This is a genomic window from Hydrogenophaga pseudoflava NBRC 102511 (genome assembly GCF_001592285.1).
Taxonomy (GTDB): Bacteria; Pseudomonadota; Gammaproteobacteria; order Burkholderiales; family Burkholderiaceae_C; genus Hydrogenophaga; species Hydrogenophaga pseudoflava.
Window position 1 is genome coordinate 111,918 of sequence record NZ_BCWQ01000002.1, and the last position, 11,905, is coordinate 123,822.

The window sequence follows — 11,905 nt, forward strand, 5'->3', positions numbered from 1 at the left end:
GGGTTCTTGGAATGAATAAAAGCTGTGCGTTCAGGCCTCGGTGGCCCGCAACGATCCGGGCACGATTCTGCCGCCAAAGTCGCGCATCATGGCCTGCACCAGGGGGTCGTCGTGAATGATGCGCTCGGCCTCGCGCTGGCGCCGGTTGGCCTCGGCCGCCAGGCGCAGGGACGCCGAGTCGCTCACCGGGCCGATCTCCACCGCCAGCCGCACCGCATGACCCTGCGACTGCAGGGCCGTCGACAAACGTTCGCGCGTGCTGGGCTGGTTGAGCGACTCGCGCTCCACGCGCAGCAGCCATTGGTCGGCGTCGCGCGCCACCAGCTGCGACTGCAGCGCCAGCTCACGCACCAGTGCCGTGACCACCTCGGCCTTGACCATCTGCTGCACCAGCTCGAACCAGAAGTCGCCCTCGGGCGTGATCACCGGCTCAGGCAGTCGCACCGGCTCCGAGGGGTCGCGCATCTGCTCCACCCGCGGGGACAGGCTGGCCTCGCGCACCGGAATTTCCACCACGCGCCGGCTGGTCTGCACACCCTCTTCCGGCGGCTCGGGCATCGACTCTTCACCGGGTTCGTCGACCCAGGGCGGTCCGTCGACGTCCGTGGGTTCTTCGGGAGCCGCGCGCGAGACGGGGGCTTCAGCGGGCCGGGGTGCAGGCACGGCGGCAGACGGGGCGGAGACGGCTGGCGAAGGGGGCACGACCACCGGCGGCTTGGCCACCGGCGCGGGCGCTGCGACGGGCTCAGGCCCGGATTTCAGTGTTTTTTTTTCCGGCGAGGCGCTGGCGGCGCCGGCCGGCTTGAAGGCCAGCAGCCGCAGCAGCACCATGGTCAGCGCCGCGTACTCATCGGGCGCCAGTCCCAGCTCGGCACGGCCGTGCAGGCACAGGCTGTAGAGCAGCTGCGTCTCGTCGGCCGGCAGGGCCTGGGCCAGCCGCACGATCTCGGGCTGGTCGGGGTCGTCCGAGGCCTCCAGCGCCGCCCGCTCGGGCACGGCCTGCAGCACGGCCATGCGCTGCAGCAGGCTGGTCATTTCTTCCAGCGTGGAAGCGGCGTTCAGCCCGTTGACGCGCAGCGCATCGACTGTGTCCACCACCGCCGCGCCATCACCGCGCGCCAGGCCATCGATCAGCCGCAGCACGTGCGAACGGTCCACCGCGCCCAGCATCTGGCGCACCGTGGCCTCCTGCAACTGGCCGCCACCGAAGGCGATGGCCTGGTCGGTGAGCGACAGCGCATCGCGCATCGAACCGCGCGCCGCGCGCGAGAGCAGGCGCAAGGCCTGCGGCTCGGCCGGCACGTTCTCGGCCGCCAGCACCTGGCCCAGGTGTTCCAGCACCGTCTCGGGCGCCATCGGCCGCAGGTTGAACTGCAGGCAGCGCGAGAGCACCGTGACCGGCACCTTCTGCGGGTCGGTCGTGGCCAGCACGAACTTGAGGTATTCGGGCGGCTCTTCCAGCGTCTTGAGCATCGCGTTGAACGCGTGCCCGGTGAGCATGTGCACCTCGTCGATCATGAAGACCTTGAAGCGCCCCTGCACCGGCTTGTAGACCGCCTGCTCCAGCAGCGACTGCACCTCGTCCACGCCGCGGTTGGAGGCCGCGTCCAGCTCGGTGTAGTCGACGAAACGCCCGGCGTCGATGTCGGTGCAGGCCTGGCACACGCCGCAGGGCTCGGCGGTGATACCGCCCTGCCCGTCAGCACCCAGGCAGTTGAGCGACTTGGCCAGAATGCGCGAGACCGTGGTCTTGCCCACGCCACGCGTGCCGGTGAACAGGTAGGCGTGGTGCAGGCGCTGGGTCGTCAGGGCATTCGAGAGGGCTTGGACCACATGCTGCTGCCCCACCATTTCGGTGAAGCGGCGCGGACGGTATTTGCGGGCCAGGACGACATAGGACATAGGCGGCTGATTCTAAAGGTCACCCCACGCCGCAAAGGACACAGGCATCGCCTACAATCGCAACTGACGGGCCTTCCCGCATGGTGAAGCGGCCAACCGGGTCAGGTGGGGAACCAAGCAGCCCTAACTGTGGAGCCAGTGCCGGGGTCAAGGCTCGTCACCTTCTTCTTTCTGCTGTGCGGCAACAGCCCGCCGCACAGCGGCCACCACCCTTGTGATCTCCTCTTCCTGCATGCCCGGAAAAATGGGCAACGCCAGGGCCCGGCTGGCAAGCGCGCTGGCATGAGGCAGCGTCCGCTCCCCATACCGGGCCAGCCAGGCCGGCTGTGCGTGAATGGGGCGTTCGTAGTAGATCTTGGTTTCGACGCCCGCCGCGGCGAGGCTCTCCCGCAGACCGTCACGGCGCTCACACCGTAGGACAAAGTAGTTCCAGGCGTGGCCCTCGCGGTCGTGTGGCAGGGTGATGCCCGGCAGCCCGGACAAGCCGCTCAGGTAGCGCCGCGCAATCTCCTGGCGTCTGGTCAGCCAACGATCCAGCTGATCCAGCCCCATCAGGAGCAGTTCCGCCTGCAACGCGTCCATGCGGCTGTTGTAGCCCACATCGATATGAACTGCGCTGTTCAAGCCATGATTGCGCAGCGCCTGTGCGCGCTCCACCAGCCGCGCATGCGGACTGCTCAGGGCGCCAGCGTCACCGCTTGCCCCCAAGGTCTTGGTGGGATAGAAGCTCAGGGTGCTCAGGTCTCCCCAGGCTGCGGCAGCGACCCAGCCACGGTCCGGAGTCCAGGCGCGTGCGCCCAGCGCCTGTGCAGCGTCTTCGACCAGCGGCAGCCCCCGGTCCCGGCACAGCTGCGAAACCCCGGGCAGTGCGCTGGCATCGCCGAACAGCGGCACAGCGAGAACGGCCCGTGTGCGCGGAGTCAGCCGCTCGGCCACTTCCTCGGCACCGGCAAGGAAATCGTCGGGAGCGCAGTCGCACAAGACCGGAACGGCGCCAGCCCGCACCACAGCCTCGAAACAGGCGAAAAAGGTGTAGCTGGGCAACACGACCTCGTCGCCAGGGTCGAGGTCGAGCAAGCGCAGCGCAAGCACCAGGGCATCGGTGCCGGAGTTCAGCCCCACCACCTGCCGAGCGCCCAGTCGCAGGGCCAGCGCTCCTTCAAAGCGCGACACAGCAGGCCCCTGGATGTAGCAGCCGCTGCGCAGCACCTGGGACCAGACCGCCATCGCGCGATCTGCGGCTTCTGGCTCCTGCCAGGGACTGCGAAAAAAAGGCACCTTCATAGCTTGGCCACGATGGCGAGAGCGCGGCGGGCAGCGATGGCGCCATCCTGTGCACCTGCCAGCAGCGAGGGCAGGCCGCGCAACTCGTGATGAAAGGCGGTGTACTGTCTGGTCAGGGCATCGGACTGCCCCAGATCGGACCGGCTGGACAGAAGCAGCTCATTCCAGGCTCCTTGGTCGCCCCAACACACGCTGGCAAGAGAGATGTCCGCGCCGTGGCGGACATGAAAGTCCACACGCGTGTCGCCCATCCGCGCCACCACCTGCATGCTGTCCTCCAGAGACTGCACATCGAGAATGTGAAGGAATTCATCGGGTCCGCAGCGCAGGAGGTGGGGCGCCAGATCGAGGTCGTGCACCATCAGGTCCAGCACCACCGAACGGGCGGTGCCGGGCAGGCGGGACTGGCGCCGGAATACCAGGTGACCAGGAACCTGACCCCACGGCGGGTCGATCAGCGCCGGGTTGAAGCGCTCGATGTGGCCGATGAAGAGCTTGCGACCCGTCACGCGGACAGCGTCCAGCATGGCGTCAATGGCCTGCTCGCTTTCGGCCATCGGCTTCTCGACAAGCACGTCGATGCCCCGGTGCATCAGCGTCACCGCCAGATCCGCGTGGGTTTCTGCGGGTGTGACCACCGCGGCGGCCTGCACCGCCTTCGGCAAGGCGTCAAGGGAGGCAACGGCATTGAAGCCCTGCGTCTGCGCAGCGGCACGCGCCTGCGGGTCGGGGTCGACCACACACACCACTTCGTAGGCCGGGTGAGCCTGCAAGCGCAAGGCGTGCACCCGGCCGAAGCGACCGAATCCCAGAACGGCGATGCGGGTGCGAGTTCCCATCGTCGTCTTGACTAGCCCGGGAGGCCCGCAGCAGTCACCATGCGCAGCAGATGCCGTGCGCGGATCACATCCTTGTAGATGCCCGCAGCCTGCCGCTCTTCGCCCACCCGCTCGAAGTGGGGCATCTCACCTGGCAACAACCCTTCTTCATATGGCGTGCGCGCCGCGGGGTAGAGGCACTCGCGGGCGAAGGCCTGCGTGCCGAAAGTGTCGAACATGGTCTGCACCTCGGCCAGCAGCACCGGGCTGCAGCGCCGGGCGTAGTCCAGCACCTGCTCCAACTTCTGACGGAGCTCGGCCTCCGTCAGTCGCACCTCGATCTCGATCTGGTCTTCACGCGCAGGGTCACAGGGATGCCCCACCAAAGGGATCTCCAGGTTGCGCACCTCGCGGCCCGCCGCGCGCAAGCGCGACACCAGGCGGTTGGCCAGCACCCGGCAAAGGTCGTGCGACGGGTTGTAGCCCTCTGCTTCGTCCGCCACCACCGTGTCGATGCCGGCCTCCAGTGCCGCCCGGGTGAGCCCGTCGAGCCATTCCCCGAATGGAGAAACCCCCGTCCCCAGCAGCGCCTGGTACACCACCGAATCGGACACAGGCGCCAGCCACTCGCTGCGCACGTCCAGCCCCCATTGGTTCAGCATGCGCCGGCTGTCCTCCAGCCGGGGCTGACCAATGGAGCCGTCCCCGCTGGTCAGCACCACGACCTGAGGGCGGGCCTGCTGGACCCATTGGAAAACACGCAGCTCATGTCCGGGGTGGGCAACCAGGAGAAGGGGCTTCATGGCGGTCATTGCATCGGGTGGTCGTGTGGAGAGTGCGGCGTGCCCAAGATCAGTGCTTGAAGCGCGAAACCAGCCAGCGCATGGGCGCGGTCAGGCGCCACGAATGGCTGCTCCTCAAGGCCTGCACCTCGCGTTCGAATGCATCGGCCTGCGTCCTGGCGTCCTGCAACTCCTGCACCTGCCGTTCCAGCCAGGCTGCGCGATCGCTCAACCCGCTCAGGGCCTGTGCCTGTTGTTCGAGCTCCATTGCCCTGGCCCCGGACGCCAGAAGGTCTTCCTGGGTGTTCGCCAGGCTGGTTGCGGTGCCGATCAGACGCGACTCAAGGTCCTGGATGCGCGCGAGCAACAGGCCGACCTGCACCGCAACCTGCGGCGTGCCGAAGGGCACCAGGTTATCGGCCACATGCCGGGCGAACTCGCGCAGTTCATCCCGCGGGTCGATCACCGCGCGCCCGGGCTCGGCCTCAATCACCTGGCGCGCCAGCGCTTCCAGGGCGTCGGCGCTGGCCTCCAGCGACACATGGGTTCGCACGTAGTCACTAACAAGCGCCGCGTCGGCTGCGTCGTAGCGGAGCACTTCGCGCCGGATCGCATCGCTGTCAATGGGCGCCTGCATCAGGCGGCGACCGAAATTCCAGCGATGCCATTCCTGCACCTTGTCGGCCGTGACCAGTCCCGCCAAACCCATGCCTTCGTTCAGCAGGACGACTGCGCAACCGACCGCCATGGCCTCCATGGCACAGCGCGCTTTGGCAAACACCAGATCGAACGCTCCCAGCAAGTCCTCAGGCGCCGTCGCCTGGCGGCCGACGCCCTGCCCGATCACCTCCAGCGTCAGTCCCAGCGACTCGCACGCCGAACGGATGGCGCGCGTGTCCGGACTCTCGGTGGCGTAGTTGCTGAAGATGGCCGCCCTGCGGGGCCGCCCGGGCAAGGCAGGCCGCGGTCGAAACCGCTGCAGATCCACCCCGTTGGACACGATGGCAATCCCCGCGGCCGGAATGCCGCTCTCCAGCGACAGGCGCTCGGCGCAATTGGCGTCCACCGCCACATGCTGCCGCACCCGGGAGAACAACGGCGGTTGGCCGTGGGAAGCCGTGCGGTCGTGGCAGATGGAGATGGCCGGCACGTCCAGGAAGTGCGCCAGGCAGGCCACCGTGTCGTCGCGCGTGTTGCCGATGATGATGTCGGGCGCCTCGGCCACCTGGCTCAGCTCAACCACGCAGGCAATGCAGCGCTGGCGCAGCCCGTCCACCATGTCGCCCATGATGGGTGCATAGACCACCACCGAGTGACCACGCCGGTGCAAAACGGTGGCCACGTCGTGCACAAAGAGCTCGGCGCCAGAGCGGTGGGCCATGCTGCAGACGGCCAGCAGAATCTTCACAGAGGTCCTCTTCGGGTCTTGGGGCCTGTCATCCGGCTGGATGATAGGGCATGCTCCTGACCGGAGGCCTTCAAGACAAAGGGCCGCATTGGCGGCCCTTGCTCATGTCCGGCGGCGGCTGATCAGAACGCGTCGATCTTCAGCCCCTGCTTCTTCACCACGGCCTTCCAGCCGTCCAGATCGCGCTGCAGGAACTGGCCCAGCTGGGCGGGGCTTCCCACCGCGGGTTCCAGCGCGTCCTTGGCGAGGCGCTCCTTCACATCCGGCATCTGCACCACCTGGGCCAGCGCGGCGTTGATCTGCTGCACCACCGCATCCGGCGTGCCCCGCGGCGCGACCAGTGCGAAGTAGTTCAGCACGTTGAAGTCGGCCATGCCGGCTTCCTTCATGCCCGGCACGTTCGGCAGCGCGGGGCTGCGCTCCGGGCTGGTGACCGCCAGGGCCTTGAGCTTGCCGTCGCGGATGTGGGGCGCGAGCGCGGGGATGGTGCCGGTCAGCAGCTGCAGCTGGCCGGAAATCGTGTCCAGCGTGGCCGGCGCGATGCCACGGTAAGGGATGTGGGTGATGTAGATGCCGGCGCGCGCCTCCAGCGATTCGAGCACCAGGTGGTTGATGCCGCCCACGCCGGCCGAGCCATAGTTGAGCACGCCCGGCTGCTGTTTCGCCAGCGCGATCAGTTCGGGCATGGAGCTCGCAGGCAGATCCTTGTTGGCCACCCAGACCAGCGGGCCGTGCGCGATCATGCCGACTGGCACGAAACCGCCCACCGGGTCGTAGCCCGCCGTGGGCAGCGCGGCGGCCACCGTGGTGAACGGCGCGGCGGCCAGCAGCAGCGTGTGACCATCGGGCGCGGACTTGGCCACCTCCTGCGCACCGATGGCCCCCGAGGCGCCGGTGCGGTTCTCGACCACCACGTTCACCTTGAACAGCTCGCTCAGCTTCGCAGCCACCAGACGGCCCATGGCGTCGGTGCCGGCGCCCGGCGCGAACGGCACGACGATGCGCATCGGGCGTTCGGGAAACGTGGCGGCGGATGACAGTGCGGGTGCCAGGGCCAGGCCAGCGGCGATCTGCTGGCAGAAGCGGCGGCGGTTCGGGTGGGGTGTGCTCATGGTCGTTGGGAACTCAGGTTCTGAATGACAAGCCGGACACTTTAGGTCGGCGCCTTGACGCCGTGATGACAGAAGGGTTTCAGTTGGCCCGTTGCAGCCAGTCGAGCACGCCCTGCCCGGCCCGGTGGCCGCTGGCCAGGCAGGCGGTCAGCAGGTAGCCGCCGGTGGGCGCCTCCCAGTCCAGCATTTCGCCGGCGCAGAACACCCCAGGCAGCTGCTCGCACATCAGGCCGCTGTCCAGCGCCTCGAACAGCACGCCACCGGCGCTGCTGATGGCCTCGTCGATGGGCCGCGCCGCGACCAGCGGCAGCGGCAAGGCCTTGATCGCCCGGGACAGCTGCGCCGGGTCGTTCATCGCGTCCTTGCCCAGCCGTTCGTACAGCACCGCGGTCTTGATACCGTCCAGGCCCAGCCGGCTCTTGAGGTGGCTGGAGAGGGAGCGCGAACCGCGCGGATGGGCCACCTCGCGCTGCACCCGCTCCGCGGTCCAGGCCGGCAGCAGATCCAGCTCCAGGGTGGCCTCGCCCGCCCGGACGATCTGGTTGCGCAGCAGCGCGGACGCCGCGTAGACCAGGCTGCCCTCGACGCCGGTCTGTGTGGCGACGAATTCGCCCTGGCGCTCGAACACCGGCACCGCCTCGCTTTCGAAGCGGATCGCGACGTTCTTGAACGGTTGCCCGGCAAAGCGGCTGCGGAAGTGTTCGGTCCAACCCCCAGCGACGTCAAAGCCGCAGTTGGCGGGCAACAGAGGTGCCACCGCCACACCGCGCGCCGCCAGCAGCGGCACCCAGGCGCCGTTGGAACCCAGGCGTGCCCAGCTGCCGCCGCCCAGCGCCAGCACCACGGCGCGGGCCTGCACCTGCTGTTCGCCCGACGGGGTTTCGAACCTGAGCGTCCGGCCATCGACGGCCCAGCCCAGCCAGCGGTGGCGCATGTGAAAGCGCACGCCGGGGCCGCCACCGGCTGGGTGGCGCAGGCGCTGCAGCCAGGCCCGCAGCAATGGCGCAGCCTTCATGTCGGTCGGGAAGACGCGGCCCGAGCTGCCGACGAAGGTGTCGATGCCCAGGCCCAACGCCCAGGCGCGCACATCGCCAGCGCCGAAGTCGGCCAGCAGGGCCTCGATCTGCTGGCGGCGCTCGCCGTAGCGGCCCGCGAACCGGTCGGCCGGTTCGGAGTGGGTCAGGTTCATGCCCCCCTTGCCGGCCAGCAGGAACTTGCGGCCGACCGAGGGCATGGCGTCGTACAGGCTCACCGGCACGCCGGCCGCCGACAGCACCTCGGCGGCCATCAGACCGGCCGGTCCGCCGCCAATGATCGCGACGTCAGAATTCATGGGGTTTCCAGTTCAATCAGTTGTCCGGTGGCGCTGACGAAGGCCAGCCGCACCGCCTCGCCAGGACGGGCCGCCTGCAGCGCCCGGCGGTAGCGCGCCATCTGCTCGCGCAGCGCGGCCTGCAGTTCCGGCCGCTCGGCGCTCTTGAAGTCGAGCACCCACCATTCGCCGCTGTCGCGCCGCCGCACCAGCCGGTCCAGCCGCAGCAGTTCGCCCTCGTGCCAGAGCTCGACCTCGTTGCCCCAGTGCAGCAGGTCTTGCGCCGACCAGGCCCAGGCGGCCTCGCCCGCCACCACACGCTGCGCCATCGCCAATGCCTCATCGCCGGCCTGGGGGCTCAGCTGGAATTCGCGCACCACCGCCCGCAGGTGCTCGTCGGTCCAGGTGAAGTCCCCCAACGGCGTCGGCCGCCACTGCAGCAGGCGGTGCATGGCCTGGCCCAGGCGGGAACGTTCGTCGTCTTCTGCCACGTCCGTGTCGGGCATGTCCATGCGGAGCCACTTGGGGTCCAGCGCCGGCAGCGCCGGCAGTTCAATGGGCGTATGCACCGCGACCGCCTGGGTGGCCACCACCGGCGCCGGCAGCGGCTGCGCCAGCGGCTGCAGCCGCCGCCACCAGCTCTGGTCGGGCGGCTGGTGCGGCACGAAGCTGGAGATCACCAGGTTCGTCTCGGCCCGTGTGAGCGCGACGTACAGCGCATTGAGTTCCTCCAGCGCACGCGCCTGCTGTTCGGTGGCGAGCAGGTCCACCGCGCAGGTGGGCGGCTTCTTCTCGCTCGCCAGGAACACGAAGCGACGCGGTGCATCCTCGCCAGCCGGCCAATCCACCAGCACGCCCATGCTCTCGGGCTTCTGCGGCGGGTTGTCGGTGTCCAGCAGGACCACGGTGTCGGCCTCCAGGCCCTTGGCGCCGTGGATGGTGAGCAGCCGCACGGCGCCCGGCTGGTGGGCGCCGCCCGCGGCGATGCCGCCGGCCTTGATCGCCCGCACGAAGCGGTAGGGCGTGAGAAAGCGTCCGCCGTCCTGGGCCAGCGACTGAGCCAGCAGATCCCGCAGCGCGGCCAGGGTGGCGCCGCGTTCGCTCGCGGGCACCGCGCAGGCAAAGCGCGCCAGCACGTCGCCGTGGTCGACGATGGCCGAGAGCGCATCGTGCGGCGGCAGGCGGCGCAGCCAGTCCTGGTAGAGCGCGAGCGTGCCGGCGGTGGCGGGGTCGACGCTGGGCAGCACCTCCCACCACCCGGGTTCGTCTTCAAGCCCCTCGCCTGCGGCGCGCACCGCGGTGGCCAGCGCCACCAGCCGGTCGTCGTCCCAGCCGAACAGAGGCGACTTGAGCGCCCGCGCCAGGCTCAGGTGGTGGCGCGGCGACACCAGCGCGTCCAGCAGCGCGACCATGTCCTGCACCGCGGGCGATTCGATCAGTTCGGCCTCGCCGGGCGCCTCACTCGCGATGCCGCGTTCGCGCAGCGCCTCATGCACGAGATGCAGCCGGTTGCGCTTGCGCGCGAGCACCATGAAACCGTCGGGCGCGTGGCCTGAGGCCACCTGCTGCGCGATCCAGTCGGCCACCTGGGCGGCCTCGCGCTCGGCACTGCCCTCTTCGTCGGGCAGCACGCGCGGCTGGTTCAGGCTGTCGCGCCAGACCGGCTCCTCGTCGCTGCTCGCGTCTTCTTTCGCGGGGCGTTCGATGGCGGGCAAAGCCCCCACCGAACCGGCCTCCTGGCTGTGCGTGGTGTGGGGCCGGAAGCCGGCGTATTCGCCCGCCGTCATCGCTGCGGCCATGGCGGTGTTGAGCGTCTGTACCACCGCCTGCGAACAGCGGCGCGTGTGGTCGCAGCTGAGCAGCGCGCCGCCCAGCCCCTGCACCACGAAGGCCTGGGCGGCCTTGAACACCTGGGGCTCGGCGCGGCGGAAGCGGTAGATCGACTGCTTGGGGTCGCCCACCAGGAACACCCTGGGCGCCTCGCCCGAACCGGCCCCGGCGTAGGCGCTGAGCCAGCCGTACAGCGACTTCCACTGCAGCGGGTTGGTGTCCTGGAACTCGTCGATGAGCAGGTGGCGCACGCGGGCGTCCAGCCGCTGCTGCATCCAGCCCGAGAGTTCGGCGTCGCCCAGCAGGCGGCAGGCGGCGGACTCGAGGTCGTTCATGTCCACCCAGCCGCGCTCGCGCTTGAGATCGGCGTAACAGGCCAGCAGCACCCGCGCCAGGCGGGTCATGCGCTGCTGGTGCAGCCAGGCCTCGTGCTGGGCCTGGGCCTTGAGCAGCTCCTGCAGTTCGGCTTCGGCGGCCTGGGCCGCGGGGAACTTGGCCAGGTTGGTGTTGAGGCGGTCTTCGGTCGCCACGAAGAAGGCCTTGCGCAGCGCCGCCAGCCGCCCACCCACGCGACCCGGCTCATCACCGGCGGCGAACGCGTCCACCACCGCATCGGCCGCCTTCTGCGGCGTCTTGTTCTTCTCCGCGCCCAGTTCCCGGGCCCAGCCCAGCCAGCGCGCGCGCGCGGCGTCACCCGTCAGGGCCTGCTCCGGCCGTTCGAAGCCCGCAAGCCACGGCAACACCTCGCTGAAATGCGCCACCGAGCGCTCCACCAGGCCGGCGGCGTCCGCCAGTCCGAACTCCACACGCTTGGCCAGCGCCGCCTCCAGCGCCTTGATCGTCTGGTGGCGGCCGTGGCGCGCCACGCTGTCGAAGAACGCCTGCCGGTCTTCGACGCCGGCCGCGAGCGCCGCGTAGAAACGCGGCCACAGCAGGGGCATGGCTTTCTGGTCGTTTTCCAGCAGCTCGTAGGACAGCGGCAGCCCCAGCTCCTGCAGCACGGTCAGCGGTGCGCCCCGCAGCAGCGCCGAGAACCAGCTGTGGAAGGTGCGCAGCTGCACCTGCCGGCCCGAGGCAGTGACCCGCTGATGCAAGGTCTTGAGCTCGGGCGCGCGGCGCCGGGCCTCGGCTTCGCCACAACCCCAGCTGCGCAGGGTCTGCACCAGCCCTTCGCCATCGAGACCAGCACAGCGGCGCAACTCGCTGCCCAGCCGCCCACGCATCTCGCCGGCGGCTTTCTTGGTGAAGGTGATGGCCAGGATGTCCTGCGCGGGCGTGCCGTCGAGCAGCGCCCGCACGATGCGCGCCACGAGCATCCAGGTTTTGCCCGCGCCCGCGCAAGCTTCGACCGCGATCGACCGCGCCGGGTCGCAGGCGGTGGCATAGAAAGCCTCGGCCGACACCGGCTGGCCGTTGATCTGATAGGACGCCAACATCTCACTCATGGCGCAGGGAGG

At 69.4% G+C, this 11,905-nt stretch carries 8 protein-coding genes and 1 other RNA gene; 1 reads left to right on the forward strand and 8 read right to left on the reverse strand.

The features are described 5' to 3' along the window. Positions 1-30: 30 nt before the first annotated feature. Positions 31-1,902 (reverse strand): DNA polymerase III subunit gamma/tau, encoded by a 1,872-nt coding sequence (gene dnaX / locus HPS01S_RS03425; protein WP_066151283.1) that lies wholly within the window; start codon positions 1,900-1,902, stop codon positions 31-33. A gap of 65 nt (positions 1,903-1,967) precedes the next feature. On the opposite strand from dnaX, the gene ffs reads away from it, so the two are divergent. Further along, positions 1,968-2,064, forward strand: an RNA gene (gene ffs, locus HPS01S_RS03430) — signal recognition particle sRNA small type. Here ffs and HPS01S_RS03435 read toward each other — a convergent pair. The 7 genes from HPS01S_RS03435 to HPS01S_RS03465 form a co-directional block, all read right to left on the reverse strand. Continuing rightward, entirely contained in the window at positions 2,050-3,186 is a 1,137-nt protein-coding gene (locus HPS01S_RS03435) for a DegT/DnrJ/EryC1/StrS family aminotransferase (protein WP_084397006.1), read from the reverse strand. The two genes, ffs and HPS01S_RS03435, sit on opposite strands and share 15 nt — an antisense overlap. Continuing rightward, positions 3,183-4,025, reverse strand: coding sequence for a Gfo/Idh/MocA family protein (locus HPS01S_RS03440; protein WP_066151287.1), 843 nt, complete (start codon positions 4,023-4,025; stop codon positions 3,183-3,185). The genes HPS01S_RS03435 and HPS01S_RS03440 overlap by 4 nt, the downstream gene beginning before the upstream one ends. A gap of 11 nt (positions 4,026-4,036) precedes the next feature. Beyond that, positions 4,037-4,807 carry a hypothetical protein gene (locus HPS01S_RS03445; protein ID WP_066151288.1) on the reverse strand — a complete coding sequence of 257 codons (771 nt, stop codon included), beginning with the start codon at positions 4,805-4,807 and terminating at the stop codon, positions 4,037-4,039. 49 nt (positions 4,808-4,856) lie between these two features. Continuing rightward, the gene (locus HPS01S_RS03450; RefSeq protein WP_066151290.1) at positions 4,857-6,194 is read right to left on the reverse strand and encodes a glycosyltransferase; all 1,338 of its coding nucleotides are present in this window, start codon (positions 6,192-6,194) and stop codon (positions 4,857-4,859) included. A 122-nt stretch (positions 6,195-6,316) separates the two neighbouring features. Continuing rightward, on the reverse strand, positions 6,317-7,306 hold the full coding sequence (locus tag HPS01S_RS03455) for a tripartite tricarboxylate transporter substrate binding protein (RefSeq protein ID WP_066151292.1): 990 nt from the start codon (positions 7,304-7,306) through the stop codon (positions 6,317-6,319). A 79-nt stretch (positions 7,307-7,385) separates the two neighbouring features. Then, positions 7,386-8,639 (reverse strand): TIGR03862 family flavoprotein, encoded by a 1,254-nt coding sequence (locus HPS01S_RS03460; protein WP_066151293.1) that lies wholly within the window; start codon positions 8,637-8,639, stop codon positions 7,386-7,388. Further along, a complete protein-coding gene (locus HPS01S_RS03465; protein ID WP_066151295.1) occupies positions 8,636-11,893 on the reverse strand; it encodes a UvrD-helicase domain-containing protein in 3,258 nt (1,085 codons plus the stop codon). Before HPS01S_RS03465 ends, HPS01S_RS03460 begins: the two co-directional genes overlap by 4 nt. Positions 11,894-11,905: the final 12 nt, after the last annotated feature.